The organism is Streptomyces sp. NRRL F-6492, assembly GCF_001280125.1.
GTDB lineage: Bacteria > Actinomycetota > Actinomycetes > Streptomycetales > Streptomycetaceae > Streptomyces.
The window spans coordinates 1-15695 of the sequence record NZ_LGEG01000021.1 but is presented as its reverse complement, the minus strand read 5'-3'; the positions used below and the strand labels follow the sequence as shown (position 1 = coordinate 15695).

Sequence of the window (15695 nt, the reverse complement as noted above, 5' to 3'; positions counted from 1 at the left end):
GGTGGGGAAGGGCGCGGGGCGGGGGTGGGGAAGGGCGCGGGGGCGGGGCCCGTCCCCTTCCGTGGGGCGGTCAGGCGGGAGCCGCTCCCCGTGGCGGGGTGGCCGCTCCGAGGAGGAGGGCCGCGGCCTCGGCGGGGCGGCCGAGGCGCTCCAGGCAGTGGGCCGCGTCCTCCAGGGCGGCGACGGTGTCGGGGTGCGCGGGGCCCAGGAGCCGGGTGCGGGCGGCGGCGACGGCCCGGTGGGTCTCCAGGGCCTCCTCCCAGCGGTCGAGCCGGCCGAGGGCGACGGCGGTCTCGCGGCGGCTGAGGAGGGTGTCCGGATGGTCGGCGCCCAGGGCCCGTTCCCGGGCGGCGTGGACGTCCCGGGACTCCGCGAGCGCCTCCTCCCAGCGCCCGAGCCGGCCGAGGTTGACGGCGAGGGCGTGGCGGGCGCGCAGGGTCTCGGGCCCGTCGGCGCCCTGGGCGCGGGTGCGGGCGGCGACCAGGTCGCGGCAGACGTCCAGGGCGTCCGCCGCCTGGCCGAGCCGCCCGAGGAAGACGCCGGTCTCGTAGCGGGCGGCGAGGGTCTCCGGGTGGTCGGCGCCGAGGGCCGAGGCGCGGGCCTCGGCGACCGCCCGGTACTGGGCGAGGGCCTCTTCTCCGCGTCCCAGGCGCCCGAGGACGTGGGCGACCTCGTGGCGGGTCGCGAGGGTGTCGGGGTGGGCGGCGCCGAGCAGCCGGGCCCGCGCCTCGGCGACCTCGTGCGCCGTGCGGTAGGACTCCTCCAGGCGCCCGAGGCGGCCGAGGGTGAACGCCAGGTTGTGGCGGCAGCGCAGGGTGTCGGGGTGGTCGGGGCCGACGGTGCGCTCGCGGGCGGCGACCACCTCGACGTAGAGCTCGTACGCCTCGGGGTGCCGTCCGAGGCGCCCGAGCGCGTACGCCCGTTCCTGCCGCGCCGCGAGGGTGTCGGGGTGGTCGGCGCCGAGGACGCGGGCGCGGGCCAGGGCGACCCGGTCGAAGACGTCCAGGGCGTCGGCGGGGCGGTCGAGGCGGGCGAGGGCGAACCCGACCTCGTAGCGGCTGGCGAGGGTGTCGGGGTGGTCGGCGCCGAGGACCCGCGAACGGTCCTCGGCGACGGACCGGTGCACCGCCTCGGCCTCGTCCCAGCGGCCGAGCCTGCCGAGGCCCATCCCCGCCCGGTACCGGCCGGCGAGCACCGCGACCAGCTCCGCGGGGGGCGCGGCCGGGGCGGGCGCGGCGGTGGTCCACTCGGTGGTGAGGACGGCCGCGGCGGGGTCGTGGGCGGCCGGGCGCGGACCGTCGGCGGCCCCGGCCGGACGGTGTCCGCCGACCAGGGCGCGGGCCCAGGCGGGCGCGACGAGGACGGACGCGGGCCCGGGGTCCACCGGCACGGGCCGGGTCGGCGGAAGGGGCGGCGGCGCGGGCACGCCGGGCGGCGGTGCGAACGGGGAGGGGCCCGCGCGGCCCGAGACGATCCGGCGGCGCAGGTCCCCCGCGTCGGCCGGCCGCTCCTCGGGGATCTTGGCGAGCAGGTCGACGACGAGGCGGTCGAAGTAGTCGGGCAGCTCGGCGCGGTGGACGCGCGGCGGACTCGGCACCGTGTCGCGGTGGCCGATGAGGATCGCCCAGGAGTCGCCGAGGTCGAAGGGCGGGACGCCGGTGGCGAGTTCGTACAGCACGCATCCCAGCGAGTAGAGGTCGCTGCGGTGGTCGATCTCGCCGCCGCCGATCTGCTCCGGGGACATGTAGTGGGGCGTCCCCATGGCGATGCCGGTCCCGGTGAGCTTGGAGGTGAAGCCCATGTCTGCGCCGAGGCGCGCTATTCCGAAGTCGCAGATCTTCACCGTGCCGTCCCGCAGCCGCATGATGTTCGCGGGCTTCAGGTCGCGGTGCACGATGCCCTGGCGGTGCGTGTACGCGAGGGCGTCGGCGACCTGGTCGGTGATCTCGACGAGGTCCTGGACGGGCAGCGGGTTCTGGGCGTTGGCCGCGAGGAGCTGGCTGAGGTTGCGGCCCTCCAGGAGCTCCATGACGAGGAAGAGCACGCCCTCGTACTCGCCGAAGTCGTGCACGACGGTGATGCCCCGGTGCTGGAGCGCGGCGGCCACCCGGGCCTCGCGCCGGAAGCGCTCGCGCACCACGTCGCGGACGTGCGGGTCCTGCTGCGGACCCAGGGGCTTGAGGCACTTCACGGCGACGCGGCGGCCGAGCGCCTCGTCGGTGGCGTGCCACACCTCGCCCATGCCCCCGCGGCCGATGACCTCGTGCAGCCGGTACCGGCCCTGGATCAGTCTGGAGTCCCCCATCGCGTGCCGCCGCCCCCGTCGATTCCGTGCGCCCTTTCCGGTGTGTCCAGTATGGCCGCCGGGTCGGACAGTGGGTACGGGGCGGGGTGCCCGTTCGGGTCGGGTCGCGTCTCCGGGCCGAGCCGCTCCACGGCGCGCAGGACGTGTCGGGGCGGCAGCCTCCAGCGCAGGCCGGAGGGGATGCGGCGCAGGAGGCGGGCCGTGGCGACGAGCCGGCGGGTGACGGTCTCCGGGGGCGGGACGGGCCGTCCGTAGAGGGCGTGGGCGTACGGGGGCAGGGTGTCGTACGCGAGTGCCGTGACGCGCCGCCAGATCACTTCGCGCGCCGGGACCAGGACGGGTTTGACGGGCGGGCGGCGCAGGAAGGCCTCGACGGTGCGGGCGTCGGGCCCGGCGGCGAGCCGGGGGCGCACCGCCTCGAAGTAGGCGGCGAGTTCGGCGGTGGACGCCGGGACGGCGTCCGGGTCGAGACCGACGAGCCGGGCGGCGGCCCGGTGTTCGCCGACGTAGCGGTCCGCCCCGGCGTCGGTGAGCGGGATCCCGGAGCGGCGGGCGACGGAGAGGTACGAGTCGGTCTCGGCGCAGTGGACCCAGAGCAGCAGCTCGGGGTCGTCCACGCCGAGCCGCCGGTGGATCCGGCGGACGCGGGCGCCGGCCGCCTCCGCGGCCTCGGTGGTCCCGTAGCTGAGGGTCCCGACGAAGTCCGCGGTCCGCAGGAGACGGCCCCAGGGGTCCTGCCGGAAACTGCTGTTGATCATGACGCCGCGGACGGCGACGGGGTGCAGCGCCTGGAGCCAGAGCGCCCGGACGCCGGCGATCCACATCACCGGGTCGCTGTGCAGCTGCCAGGTCACGGAGCGGGGCCCGAAGAGCCCGGGGTCGGCGTCCTGCCTCATGGCGTTCAGGCTACGCCGGAAAGGCCGTGGGAGCGCCGGTCGTGCGGCCCTTCATGACGGGGCGGCGGTCGTGCGGCCCCTCGTGGCGGGGTGCCGGGCCGCTGCCGCGTGACGGGGCGGCGGGCCGTTGCCGCACGACGGGGGCCGGAGCCCGGGCCGCCGCCGTACGGCGGGGGCCGGAGCCCGGGCCGCCGCCGTACGGCGGGGCCGGGACGGGCCGGGCGTCAGGTCGTCGTCCCGCGCCGACGGGAGGCGTAGGCGCGGGACTTGTTGCGGTTTCCGCACACCCGCATGGAGCACCAGCGACGGCTCCGGTTCTTCGACACGTCCCAGAAGGCCCACCCGCAGGTGTGCTCCGCGCAGCGCTTGAGCCGGGCCGCGTCCCCGGCCGCGACGAGCTCGCTCCACGCGATGGCGAGCAGCGCCAGCGGCGCGCGCTGCCGGGGCAGTTCCGCCGAGGGGCTCAGGGTGCCGTGCGCCGTGACGCGCACCGGGTGCGCGGCGAGGACCCGGTCCGCCTCGGCGAGCAGGTCGGGGTCGGGGACGTCGCCGACGTGGGCCCCCAGCTCCTCGCGGATGCCGGCGCGCAGGGCCAGGTAGCTCCGGTGGACCCCGTCGGGGATCGTGCCGGGGCCGTCGAGCAGGCCGCGCCCCTCCAGCCAGTCGGCGAGTCCGGCCGGGGTGGCGATCTCGTCGCTCCCCTCCTCCACGTCGACCGTGTTGGCGAAGGCCTCCACGAGGACGGCCGGGGCGGGCTGTTCCAGCACGGCGGGCTCCTTTCGTCCGTCCCCTTTCCTTCCCACTCTACCGGCCAAGCGTTTAGACGGTTGCGGAGACGACCGGCCGTACGCCAGAGTGGTCTCACCGGCTAAAGCGTTTGATGGTTAGGGGAGGATCATGGTCACCGTGCTGCCCGGAGGGACGAGGACCGGCGAGGAGTCGGGCCCGGCGGACCCTCGCCGCCGCAACACCCCGGTCCTGGTCGGCTTCACCGCCGTCACCAACCTCGCCGACGGGGTGGTGAAGATGGCCCTCCCGGTGCTCGCCGCCCGGCTCACCGGCTCCCCCGCCGAGGTCACCGCCGTCTCGCTGACCCTCACGCTGCCCTGGCTGCTCGTCGCCCTGCACGTCGGCGTGCTCGTCGACCGCTTCGACCGGCGGCTGCTGCTCTGGGGCGCGAACGGGGCGCGGCTGGCGGCGACGGCCTGGCTCACCGCCTCCGCCGCGGGCGACGGCCTCGCCCTCGGGACGCTCCTCGCCGCCGGGGCGGTCCTCGGCGTCGCCGACGTCCTGGCCTCGACCTCCGCCTCCGCCCTGGTCCCGGCCGCGGTGCCGGAGGAGCGGCGCGAGGGCGCCAACGCCTGGATGGTGGGGGCCGAGACCGTCGGCCAGGAGTTCGCGGGACCCTTCGTCGGCGGGCTGCTGCTGGCCGCCGGGACGGGGCTCGCCCTGGGGGCGACGACCGTCGCGTACGCGCTCGCCGCCCTCGCCCTGTTCCTCCTGGTGGGCCGCTTCCGGGCCCCCGCGCCCGCCCCGGACGCGGTGGCCGTCCCGGTCAACGCCCGGATCGCCGAGGGGATGCGCTTCCTGTGGCGCGACCGGGTGCTGCGCACGCTGTCCCTGATCGTCGCCGTGCTCGCCGCCGTCTGGGGCGCCTGGCTGGCGCTCATGCCGCTCTACGCCCGGCAGGCCATGGAGCTCGGACCCCGGGAGTACGGCATCGTGCTCAGCGCCCTCGGCGTCGGCGGGCTCGTCGGCGCGATGGCCGTCGCTCCGGTGAACCGGCTGCTCGGCGCGCGCTGGGCGATGTTCGCCGACCTGGCCGGCACCGCCCTGATGGTGGCCCTGCCGGCCCTGACCACCGACATCCGGGCGGTGGCGGCCGGGGCCTTCCTCGGCGGCATGGGCGGCACGCTCTGGACGGTCAACGCCCGCACCCTCACCCAGCGCGCGGTCCCCGACGAGATGCTCGGCCGCTACAACGCGGCGGCCCGGCTCTTCAGCTTCGGCGCCATGCCGCTGGGCGCGGCCCTGGTCGGCCTGCTGGCCGAGTGGGGCGGCATGCGGCTCGCCTTCGGCGTCTTCGCGCTGGCCGTCGCGGTGACGCCGCTGCCGTTCCTCAGGAACGTCACCCCGTCCGCCCTGCGGGCCTTCCGGGCCGGCTGAGGAGTCGGCCCGCGCGCCGCGTCACGGGCGGGGTCGCGGCCGGGGCCGCGCGGGCTCGTACGCGGCGCAGTCGGGGTTGTGGCACGGGCCCGGGCCCCAGAGCGGGACGAAGACCCCCAGGGTCTTGTGCCGTGTGATCTCGCTGTGGACGGTGCGGCGGCAGACCGGACAGACGTGCTCGGCCCGCGGCTCGGTCTCACGCATGTGGCTGGTCATGCGTCTCACGGTAGAACCGTGGAAAAGATTTGAGAAGACCTTTAAGTCCCTTTACTGCCCCATTGCATTTTTATGTACCGTTCTGCGCCTGCGCTCGTCACTCCCGGTCGGGCGGATCGCCCCGCGGGCCGGCGTCGGACGCCTCGGCGGGGCGCAGCAGGCTCAGGGTCACGGAGGCCGCCAGGACCACGACGATCACGGCCAGGCTCACCGGGGAGGGGATCTCCGGTATGGAGGTGCTGATGAGCTCGTGGGACGCCTGGAGGACGAGTTTGACGCCGATGAAGGCGAGGATGACCGCCAGGCCCTTGCTCAGGTAGTGGAAGCGGTCGAGGAGTCCCGAGAGCATGAAGTACAGGGCGCGCAGGCCCAGGATGGCGAAGGCGTTGCTGGTGTAGACGATGAAGGCGTCGTCGCTGACCGCGAGCACGGCGGGAACGCTGTCCACGGCGAAGATCAGGTCGGCGGCCTCGATCGCCGCGACCACCGCGAGCAGCGGGGTCGCCACGCGCTTGCCGGCCTCCTTGACGAAGAACCTCGTCCCGGCGTACTCGTCCCGCACGGGGACGACCTTGCGCAGCAGCCGGACCGCCGGGCTCCTGCCCGGGTCGAAGCCCTCGTCCTCGCCCTTGAGGATCTTGTAGGTGCTGTAGAAGAGCACGGCCGCGAAGACGAACAGGACGGCGGTGAACCGGCTGACCACCGCCACGCCGGCGGCGAGGAAGACCCCGCGGAACACCAGGGCCCCGATGACGCCGAAGAACAGCACGCGGTGCTGGTAGGCGCGGGGCACCTTGAAGTAGGCGAAGACCAGGGCGAACACGAAGAGGTTGTCGACCGACAGGCTCTTCTCCAGGAGCCAGGCGGTGGTGTACTCGGTGCCGGCCGTCCCGCCGAGGACGAGGAAGACGACCGCGCCGAAGACGAGGGCGAGCCCCACCCACAGTCCGCTCCAGGCGGCCGCCTCCTTGAACCCGATGACGTGCTCGCGGCGGTGGGCCAGCAGGTCGACCGTGAGCGACACGACCACCGTGGCGGCGAAGGCCCCCCAGAGCCAGAACGGCACGTCAAGCACGTAGACCTCACAGGGGTCCGCCCGGACAGGTCCTTACACCCGAGTCTGCGCCTCCCGGCCGTGAACGGCACCGCGGAAGGGGCGCCGCGGGGCCGGTTCCGGGCCGTCGCTCCGGCCCGCGGGCTCCCTCTCCGTGGCCCGTCCGGCCCTTCTTCCGGTCACGCCGTCCCGTGTCACGCCGTCTTCGGGCGGATCGCACACCACCATGGGGCGTGCCGCACCGAAGGACGCGCGAGGGGCGCGCCCGGGTCCGGGAGGGGCGTGTCCGGGACGGCGCGCGGGGCAGGCGCTCCGGGAACACGGGGGCCGGTCGGCCGGGCGACCGCGTCCGCGTCCGCGTCCGCCCACACGATCCATGCGACTCATACGACTCATACGACGGAGGAGACATGCGCAGGAACAAGCGCTCGGACGGCACGCCCCTGACCGACGAGGAGCTCGACGCGCTCGACGCGCACTGGCGGGCGGCCAACTACCTCGCCGTCGGGCAGATCTACCTGATGGACAACCCGCTGCTGCGCGAACCCCTGGAGCCGGAGCACATCAAGCCCCGGCTGCTCGGGCACTGGGGCACGTCCCCGGGGCTCAACCTCGTGCACACCCACCTCAACCGGGTGATCCGCAACCGCGGCCTGGACGCCCTGTGCGTCTGGGGGCCCGGGCACGGCGGTCCGGCCGTGCTCGCCAACTCCTGGCTGGAGGGCAGCTACAGCGAGGTCTACCCGGACGTGAGCCGGGACGAGGAGGGCATGGCCCGGCTGTTCCGGCAGTTCTCCTTCCCCGGCGGGGTGCCGAGCCACGTGGCGCCCGAGACGCCGGGCTCGATCCACGAGGGCGGCGAGCTGGGCTACTCCCTCTCGCACGCGTACGGCGCCGCCCTCGACAACCCCGGCCTCCTGGTGGCCTGCGTCATCGGCGACGGCGAGGCGGAGACGGGGCCGCTCGCCGCGTCCTGGCACGCGAACAAGTTCCTCGACCCCGTCCACGACGGGGCCGTCCTGCCGGTCCTCCACCTCAACGGCTACAAGATCGCGAACCCCACCGTGCTCGCGCGGCTCCCCGAGAAGGAGCTCGACGAGCTCCTGCGGGGCTACGGCCACGACCCCCTGTACGTGACGGGCGACGACCCGCGCCGGGTGCACCGCGCGATGGCGGAGGCGATGGACACGGCCCTCGACCGCGTCCGGGACATCCAGCGCGGGGCCCGCGACGGCGGGTCCGCCGAGCGGCCGAGGTGGCCGGTGATCGTCCTGCGCACCCCGAAGGGCTGGACCGGCCCGGAGGAGGTCGACGGGCTGCCCGTCGAGGGCACCTGGCGCGCCCACCAGGTGCCCCTGCCGGGCGTGCGGGAGAACGCGGAGCACCGCGCACAGCTGGAGGCGTGGCTGCGCTCGTACCGCCCCGAGGAGCTGTTCGGCGACGACGGCACGCCGTCCGCGCGGGTGCTGGCCTGCGTGCCGGACGGCGAGCGCCGCCTCGGCGCCACCCCGCACGCCAACGGCGGCCTGCTGCGGCGGGACCTGCCCGTACCGCCCCTGGAGCGCTTCGCCGTGCCGGTGGAGGAGCCGGGCGCCACCCAGCACGAGCCGACCGGTGTCCTCGGGGACCTCCTGGAGGCCGTCATGGCCGCCACCGCCGACCGGCGCGACTTCCGGCTCGTCGGCCCCGACGAGACGGCGTCGAACCGCCTCCAGGCGGTGTACGGGGCCAGCGGCAAGGCCTGGCAGGAACCGCTCCTGAAGACCGACGAGCACCTCGACCGGCACGGGCGCGTGATGGAGATCCTCTCCGAGCACACCTGTCAGGGCTGGCTGGAGGGGTACCTGCTCACCGGCCGCCACGGGCTCTTCTCCTGCTACGAGGCGTTCGTCCACATCGTCGACTCCATGGTCAACCAGCACATCAAGTGGCTGCGGGCCTCGCGCGCCCTGCCGTGGCGGGCGCCGATCGCCTCGCTCAACTACCTGCTGACCTCGCACGTGTGGCGGCAGGACCACAACGGCTTCTCGCACCAGGACCCGGGCTTCGTGGACCACGTGCTCAACAAGAGCCCCGAGGTCGTCCGCGTCTACCTGCCGCCGGACGCCAACACCCTGCTGTCCGTCGCCGACCACGCGCTGCGCAGCCGCGACTACGTCAACGTGATCGTCGCCGGCAAGCAGCCCTGCTTCGACTGGCTCTCCCTGGAGGAGGCCCGCGCCCACTGCGCCCGGGGCGCCGGGGTGTGGGAGTGGGCGGGCACCGAGGACGGCACGCGCGAGCCGGACGTGGTCCTCGCCTGCGCCGGTGACGTGCCGACCCAGGAGGTGCTGGCGGCGGCGAGCCTGCTGCGGCTCCACCTGCCCGACCTGACGGTCCGGGTGGTGAACGTGGTCGACATGACGCGGCTCATGCCCCACGAGGAGCACCCGCACGGCATGACCGACGGGGAGTACGACGCGCTGTTCACCACGGACCGGCCGGTGGTCTTCGGCTACCACGGCTACCCCTGGCTGGTGCACCGGCTGGCCTACCGCCGGACCGGGCACGCGAACCTGCACGTGCGGGGCTACAAGGAGATGGGCACCACCACGACCCCCTTCGACATGGTCGTGCGCAACGACCTCGACCGCTACCGCCTGGTGATGGACGTCATCGACCGCGTGCCCGGTCTGGGCGTGCGGGCCGTGGGGGTGCGGCAGGCCATGGCGGACGCCCGGACCCGCCACCACTCCTGGATCCGGGAGCACGGCACCGACATGCCCGAGGTCGCCGACTGGACCTGGACGGGGGCCGGCGGTCCGGGGCTCACAGCCTGAACCAGCGTTCCTCCCCCGGCGCGAGGACGTACCGGCGCTCGCCCGGCAGGGCGACGGCGAGCGAGTTCCGGGACGAGGCGGGCACGCGGACGGCCAGTCGTCCGGGGAGCACGCGCACGCGTACTCCCCGGTGGCCGTGGAGGCAGATCGTGAAGGCGAACCGGGGGATCTGCGCCAGGGCCACCGGTTCCACGCGGAGCCCCTCCGGGCCGGCCTCCAGGCCCGTGATCCCGCGCTCCACGAGGTCGACCGTGCCCGCCATCGCCCCCAGGTGGATGCCCTCGCCGGTCGTCCCGCCCTGCAGGTCGGCCACGTCGCCGAGCAGGGCCTCCTCGCAGTACCGCCAGGCGTCGGCGCCCTTCTGCCGGGCGATCACCCAGCCGTGGACGAGGCTGCTGAGCGTCGAGCCGTGGCTGGTGCGCCGCAGGTGGTACGCGACGGTGGCGCGCCAGACGTCGTCGTCGAGGCGGTGGCCGAGCCGGGCGAGGAGGCCGTACAGCTCGGCGGGCCGGAAGAGGTACCCGAGCATGAGCGTGTCGGCCTGCTTGGAGGCCTGGTAGCGGTTGACCGTGTCGCCCTCCGCCTCCAGGATCCGGTCGAGCCTGCGGATGTCGCCGTACCGCGCCCGGTACGCCTCCCAGTCGAGCTCGGCCAGGTCGCCGTAGCCCTCGAACTGGCTGATCACTCCTCGGTGGAACGGGATGTGGAGGCGGCGGGAGACGTCCTCCCACCGGGACAGCTCCTCGTCGTCGAGCGACAGCTCCTCCGTCAGCTCCGCCCGGCGGGCGCCGGGCAGTTCGGCCAGGAGGTCGAGGCCGCGCGCCAGGACCCAGGCGGCGGTCGCGTTGGTGTAGGCGTTGTCGTCGATGCCCGGGACCGAGGCGTCGGGGTAGCCGTCGTGGTACTCGTCGGGGCCCATGATCCCGCGGATCCGGTAGCGCCCCAGGGCCGGGTCGAAGTCGGCGGCGCCGGCCCAGTGGCGGGCGATCTCCAGCAGCGTCTCGGCCCCCTCGGCGTGCAGGAAACCCCGGTCGCCGGTGGCCTGCGCGTACCGCCACACGTTGTACGCGACGGCCGAGCCCACGTGGCGCTGGAGGTGCGAGCGGTCGGGGAGCCAGCGCCCCGAGCGGGGGTTGAGGTGCAGCTGCTGGGTCTCCTCCCGGCCCGAGCTCGCGCTCTGCCACGGGTAGACGGCGCCCGCGGCGCCGATCCGGCGCGCCGCCGCGCGGGCGGCCGGGAGCCGCCGGTGGCGGTACAGGAGCAGGGCCCGGGCCACTTCGGGGAAGTGGAGGTTCAGATGGGGCAGGACGAACAGCTCGTCCCAGAAGACGTGTCCCCGGTACGCCTCGCCGTGCAGCCCCCGGGCGGGGACGCCGACGTCGAGCTCCGCCGTGTGCGGGGAGAGCGTCTGGAGCAGGTGGAACAGGTGGAGGCGCAGGATGCGGCCCACCTCCCCGGGGACGTGCAGCTCGCCCTGCTCCCAGAGGCTCCGCCAGGACGCCTCCTGGGTGGCCAGGAGCCGGGGGAAGGCGGGCGCCCGGGCGACGTCGTGGCAGGCCTCCGTGCGCGGGTCGCCGTCCGGCCGGTCCGCCGAGGTGCGCAGGGCCAGGGTCTTCACCAGCGTCGCCGGGCGGCGGGGGCCGACCGGCAGACGGTACGTCCGGACGGTGCCGGTCGGCGTGGCCGTCCCCCCGGCGGGCGTCTCGGGGCGGGTGTCCGTGCGGACGGCCAGGGCGAGGCGGAGGTCCGGGTCGGCGGTGCGGCAGGAGAGCCAGGCGGTCCCGCCGGACGCGAATCCGCTCCGGTGGTCCGTGAGGTGGCGGCCCTCCAGCTTCCGGTACCGCTCCACCCCCGCGTTGACGACCGCGCCGTCGAGGACGGACTCCACCTCGACGGCGCCGGTCCAGCCGTAGGCGCGGAACGTGCTGCGCTGGGCCGCGAGGCGGGGGTCCCCCATGTGCACGATCCGGGTGTGGCCGACGCGCAGTCCGCGCCCGTCCGCGTCCCGGAAGAACAGGTGCCGGACGAGCGTCCCCGCCCGCAGGTCGAGCCGTACGCCGTAGTGGCGCAGGTCCGGGGAGTCGGGCGTCAGCCAGGGGCCGGGCGGCCCGCCGTCCGGGAGGCAGCGGTAGCGCAGGCGCGTCCAGTCGGGGAGGTTGACCATGTCCTCGTTCTCGACCCGCCGGCCGGCGACGGCCGAGGTGCGCCGGTCGTAGCAGCCGGCCAGGTAGGTGCCCGGGTAGTGGACGGGCCCCGCCGGACACTCGGGTGCGGAGCCCCGGGTGGCGAACCTGCCGTTGCCGAGCGTGCAGAGCGACTCGACGAGCCGCTCGCGCGCCGGGTCGTAGCGGTCGTAGGTCCACGTCCAGTCCGTGGTCATGGCCGCCCGGCCCGCGTCCCGCGTACCGGCGTGGTCACGGCCGCCCGCCCCACGTCTCCCGGACCAGCGTCACGAGGTCGGGGACCACCGTGTCGGCGCCCTCCTCGCGCAGGGCGGCCGTGCCGCGCCCGTTCGGTGCGCGGTCGAGGCCGACGACGGGGTCGAAGCCGCCCCGGCGGGCCGCCCGTACCCCGGCGAGCGCGTCCTCGACCACGGCGGTGTCGCCGGGGCGGGTGCCCAGGCGGGCGGCCGCGTGGAGGAAGAGCGCCGGGTCCGGCTTTCCGGGGAGGGCGAGCCGGGCGGCGTCCACGCCGTCCACGACGTCCGCGAGGAGCCGGTCGAGGCCGGTGTCCGCGAGGAGCGTCCGGGCGTGGCGGGACGCCGAGACGGCGGCGCACGGGACGCGGAGCGCGCGCAGGGCCGTGAGCGCCTCCGCCGCGTCGGGGAAGGCGGCGACCGCCCCGGCGGCCAGGGCTTTCCGGAACTCCGCCTCCTTGCGGGCCGCGACCGCCCACACGGTGTCGCGGCCGGGCGGGTCGCCGGGGCTTCCGGGCGGGAGGCGGATGCCGCGGGCGGTCAGGAACGCCTCCGCCCCGTCGTGGCGCGACCTGCCGTCGACGAAGCGGCGGTACTCGGCGTCCGCGTCGAACGGCGCCGCGTCGCCGGTCGCCCGTCCGGCGAGGCAGGCGTCGAACGCGGTCTTCCACGCCGCCGCGTGCGCGGTGGCGGAGTCGAGGAGGACGCCGTCGGTGTCGAGGACGACGGCCCGGGGCGGCGGAGGGCCCTCGCGGCGCCCGCTCATGCGGCGGCCGGGGGGCCGGGGATCCGGTCCCCTTCGCGGCGGAGGCGGCAGCGGCCGCGGGCCGTGACGCACGGGATCAGGACCCGGTCCCCGGGATCCCCGGCGCCCGAACCGGGGACGTGCCGCCGGGCGACGGCGCCCGGCCCCTGAAAGACGGCGGCCTCCATGCTGCCCACCCACTTCCCGTTCCTTCTCCGTCCGGGTCCGACCGTGGTTCCTTCCAGGGTTCCGCGAAGCCGCGCCGCCGCAACCGGAACCGGCCCGCGGCACGGGTTCCGTCGCCGCCGGGGCGGAGCCTCCCTGGACGAGGCCGGCACCGCCACACACTCCGGCAACACTCCCGCAATACCCCCGGGGGTAAAATGGCTCCGCCCGCGCGGGCCCCGCCGACAGACAAGGAACCACCTCCCCCATGACCACGCCCACCGCCCTCGGCACCGACGAGGCGCGCACCCGCCTGCACGAGCTGACCGTGATCGACGTGCGCACCCCGGGCGAGTTCGCGAGCGGCCACCTGCCCGGCGCGCTCAGCGTCCCCCTGGACCGGATCGAGGACGCCCTGCCCGAGATCCGCGGGGCCGCCGACCGCGGGGAGGTCCTGGTGGTCTGCGCCTCCGGCGCCCGCTCGGAGAACGCCTGCCGGACCCTCGCCGCGCACGGCGTCACCGCCGCCACGCTCGCCGGCGGCACCGGCGCCTGGGCCGCCGGGGGCCACGACCTGCACCGCCCGGAGGGCGGCCCGCGCGCCTCCTGGGCCATGGAGCGGCAGGTCCGCCTCACCGCCGGCGCCGTCGTCCTCCTCGGGCTGCTCCTCGGCCTGCTCGTCCACCCGGCCTTCCAGCTGCTCTCCGCGGGCATCGCCGCCGGTCTCGTCCTCTCCGCCGTGACCGACACCTGCGGCATGGCCGCCGTGCTCGGCAAGCTGCCCCACAACCGCTCCCGTCCCGCCGACCTCGAAGCGACCCTCGCCGCACTGCGCGGCCGCTGAGGCCACGGGGCCGGGGGCGCCCGGTCCGGCCGCCGCGAGCCTCCCCCGGACGCACCCCGGCCCCGGCCCGGAGCGGGGTCCGTACGGGCCGGGGCCGGGGGAAACGGCCTTAGGGGGTGTCCGGAAGGTCCCGCACGGCGCCCACGGCGCCCGGCACGCACTCTCGCCACACCGGGCGAAAGCCCGAGTACGCCCAGTACGAGCGCTTCCCCCCGGCGTGCCGACCGCACGCACCGGACACCGCGGACACTGCACAGGACCTTCCGGACACCCCCTAGGGCAGGAGCTCGTCCATGGAAGCGCGCCCCTTCTCCGCCATCCGGCGTTCCGCCCAGGCGAGGTTCTTCGGGGTCACGTCACGGCCGGAGGCGAGGACCAGGTCCTCCGCCGTGAACTCCCCCTCCGATCCGGCGTGCAGCAGCCGGTCGGGCGTCGGGAAGTCCCCCGGGGACGTCTTGTCGGGCTCAGCGTTCATGCCGCCTCCTACGTGTTCGTCCGGCACTGGCCATTGTGGTGTCCGGTCGGCGAGAACGCATCCGGGGCCGGAGGAGGGCCGTGCGTCCGGGCCGGCGGTCAGGCGTCCGGGGCCTCCCGGGGCCGTCGTACGAGGTCGGCGGCGGCCCTCGGGGACAGGGCGGCCCCCTCCTCGTGGTGGCGGGCGTACGCCTCCGGGGCGAGGGCCGCGCGCAGGGCCGCCTCCGCGCGGGTGCGGATCAGGCTCTCCGTCTGCGAGGTGAAGGGACGGAAGCCGCCGCTGCCGGGGCCCGCGTGGGCGTCGTACGCGCCGAGGAGCCGGGCCCCGGTCTCGGCGTCGCCCGGGCCGCCCCGCCCGCCGCGGGCCCACGCGGCGGTCCCGAACTGGGCGACGACGAGGTGCGGGGCGACCAGGTGGGCGAGGGTCTCCACGTCCACGACGGCGCGGGCCAGCCGTTCGAGGGCCCGGTCGTAGGCGCCGTCCAGGCAGTCGAGCCACGCCCACGTCCCGCCGGCCAGGCCCCAGAAGAGCGACGGGGTGACCTCCCCGAACTCGCCCTCCAGGAGGGTGAGCTGGGCGCGGGCGAGCCCGGTGCGTCCGGTGTGGCCGTAGTGCTGGACGAGCAGCATCCGGCCGGCGCCGGCGGCCTCGGCGCCCCGCTCCCCCGCCTCGTTCGCGGCCTCGACCAGGAGCCGTTCGGCCGCCGGGTCGCCCCCGGGCCGGAGCCGGAGCCGTACGGCGGCCAGGCGCGCGGTGAAGACGGGCACCTGGGAGCGCGCGCCGACACGGGCGGCGGCCTCCGTGGCCCGCTCGAAGTCGGCGGCGGCCTCGGCGAGCCTGCCGGTCTGCTCGTAGGCCTCTCCCCGGGCGGCGAGGGACTCCGCGATCCCCCAGGCGTCCCCGGCGGCCTCGAAGAGGGCGAGCGCCTCCTCGGCGTCGGCCTCGCGGCCGGCGAGCTTGGCGCGCATGAGGAGGGCGAAGCCCAGGTCCCAGCCGGGGCCCTGGTCGCGGCAGGCGCCGACGATCTCGGTGAGGGTCTCGTCGAGGCTGGTGAGCTCTCCGGTCATCAGGCGGGCGAAGTACCACATGGTGCCCGGCTGCCGGCAGGTCTGCGGCAGGCCGGGACGGTACGCGGAGACGAGGGCGGAGAGCCGGGCGCGGGTCCCCGGGCGTTCGAGGACGGTGGCACCCGCGCCGCCCTCGGTGGCGAGCGCGTACAGCCGGCCGCCGCGCCGGGCCTCCCGGAGGCGTTCGCCGGTCCACGGCGGCGGCACGTCGGCGCACCGCCCGTCGAACGGCCGCGCGGGCCGGACGGGCTCCTCGAACGGGTCGGGTCCCAGGCGTGCGGCCTCGGCGGCCCAGGTGCGGGCGTCGACCTGGTGGTTGCGCAGCTGCCAGAACCAGCTGAGGCAGTGGACGAGGCAGAGCACCTCCTGCTCGTCGCCGAGCGCCACGGCGGCCCGCAGGGCGCCGCGCAGGTTGTCGTGCTCCCGTTCGAAGCGGGCGATGGCGGCGACCTGCCCCGGCCCCCGCAGCTCCGGATCGGTCCGGCGCGCCAGCTCCCGGTAGTACGCCAGGTGCCGCCGCTCCACCT

Annotated in this window: 11 protein-coding genes and 1 pseudogene; 3 read left to right on the top strand and 9 right to left on the bottom strand. The window is 75.9% G+C overall.

The annotated features are described in order from the left end of the window. Positions 1–70: 70 nt before the first annotated feature. From ADL08_RS04100 to ADL08_RS04090, 3 genes are all read right to left on the bottom strand, one after another. Positions 71–2305, bottom strand: a complete 2235-nt coding sequence (locus ADL08_RS04100) for a serine/threonine-protein kinase (RefSeq protein WP_053640647.1) — start codon at positions 2303–2305, stop codon at positions 71–73. Further along, complete coding sequence (locus ADL08_RS04095) at positions 2287–3201, bottom strand: oxygenase MpaB family protein (protein WP_053640646.1); 915 nt, start codon at positions 3199–3201, stop codon at positions 2287–2289. Before ADL08_RS04095 ends, ADL08_RS04100 begins: the two co-directional genes overlap by 19 nt. Before the next feature lie 224 nt (positions 3202–3425). Further along, a complete protein-coding gene (locus ADL08_RS04090) occupies positions 3426–3968 on the bottom strand; it encodes a CGNR zinc finger domain-containing protein (RefSeq protein WP_053640645.1) in 543 nt (180 codons plus the stop codon). 130 nt (positions 3969–4098) lie between these two features. Between ADL08_RS04090 and ADL08_RS04085 the strand changes: the two genes are divergently transcribed. Further along, entirely contained in the window at positions 4099–5367 is a 1269-nt protein-coding gene (locus ADL08_RS04085; protein WP_053640644.1) for an MFS transporter, read from the top strand. 21 nt (positions 5368–5388) lie between these two features. On the opposite strand, the gene ADL08_RS04080 is transcribed toward ADL08_RS04085, so the two are convergent. Both ADL08_RS04080 and ADL08_RS04075 read right to left on the bottom strand, forming a co-directional pair. Further along, the gene (locus ADL08_RS04080; RefSeq protein ID WP_053640643.1) at positions 5389–5583 is read right to left on the bottom strand and encodes a hypothetical protein; all 195 of its coding nucleotides are present in this window, start codon (positions 5581–5583) and stop codon (positions 5389–5391) included. Between the two features lie 97 nt (positions 5584–5680). Further along, positions 5681–6658, bottom strand: a complete 978-nt coding sequence (locus ADL08_RS04075; protein ID WP_053640642.1) for a TerC family protein — start codon at positions 6656–6658, stop codon at positions 5681–5683. Between the two features lie 389 nt (positions 6659–7047). Here ADL08_RS04075 and ADL08_RS04070 point away from each other — a divergent pair, with 389 nt between their 5' ends. After that, a complete protein-coding gene (locus ADL08_RS04070) occupies positions 7048–9456 on the top strand; it encodes a phosphoketolase (protein WP_053640641.1) in 2409 nt (802 codons plus the stop codon). Here ADL08_RS04070 and ADL08_RS04065 read toward each other — a convergent pair. Together ADL08_RS04065 and ADL08_RS04060 are read right to left on the bottom strand one after the other, a co-directional pair. Then, a complete protein-coding gene (locus tag ADL08_RS04065; protein WP_053640640.1) occupies positions 9446–11836 on the bottom strand; it encodes a glycoside hydrolase family 65 protein in 2391 nt (796 codons plus the stop codon). The two genes, ADL08_RS04070 and ADL08_RS04065, sit on opposite strands and share 11 nt — an antisense overlap. A 34-nt stretch (positions 11837–11870) precedes the next feature. Beyond that, positions 11871–12638 (bottom strand): HAD family hydrolase, encoded by a 768-nt coding sequence (locus ADL08_RS04060; RefSeq protein ID WP_053640639.1) that lies wholly within the window; start codon positions 12636–12638, stop codon positions 11871–11873. A 412-nt stretch (positions 12639–13050) separates the two neighbouring features. On the opposite strand from ADL08_RS04060, the gene ADL08_RS04050 reads away from it, so the two are divergent. Continuing rightward, positions 13051–13626, top strand: a complete 576-nt coding sequence (locus ADL08_RS04050) for a rhodanese-like domain-containing protein (RefSeq protein WP_053640637.1) — start codon at positions 13051–13053, stop codon at positions 13624–13626. A gap of 274 nt (positions 13627–13900) precedes the next feature. Here the strand turns inward: ADL08_RS04050 and ADL08_RS04045 are convergent, their stop codons facing one another. Beyond that, positions 13901–14101, bottom strand: a complete 201-nt coding sequence (locus tag ADL08_RS04045; protein WP_053640636.1) for a hypothetical protein — start codon at positions 14099–14101, stop codon at positions 13901–13903. Positions 14102–14199: 98 nt separating this feature from the next. Further along, positions 14200–15695, bottom strand: a pseudogene (locus ADL08_RS04040) (AfsR family transcriptional regulator); the annotation flags it as partial.